This window comes from Pseudoalteromonas sp. GW168-MNA-CIBAN-0100, from assembly GCF_040309225.1.
GTDB lineage: Bacteria > Pseudomonadota > Gammaproteobacteria > Enterobacterales > Alteromonadaceae > Pseudoalteromonas > Pseudoalteromonas arctica.
Genome location: NZ_JBEOOL010001208.1, coordinates 1 through 229 on the forward strand (window position 1 = coordinate 1; position 229 = coordinate 229).

Below are 229 nucleotides of genomic sequence, written 5' to 3' on the forward strand. Positions count from 1 at the left end.
TTATTGAGCGTATTCCTACTAACCGCCAAACATTACTATTTAGCGCTACGTTTCCACGTGCAATAGAAGCTGTTGCAAAGCGTGTGCTTAGCAATCCAGTAATGGTTAAGGTAGAAGAAGAGCAAGCTAAAAGCACTATTAAGCAATACTTCTATAAAATGGATAACAATAAACAACGTTACCCAACACTTAAATTATTGCTGCTTAAATTTACCCCGCAAAGCTGTGT

At 37.6% G+C, this 229-nt stretch carries 1 pseudogene; it reads left to right on the forward strand.

The window, feature by feature from the left end:
- Window positions 1-229: pseudogene (locus AAEY62_RS25245) on the forward strand (ATP-dependent RNA helicase DbpA); the annotation flags it as partial.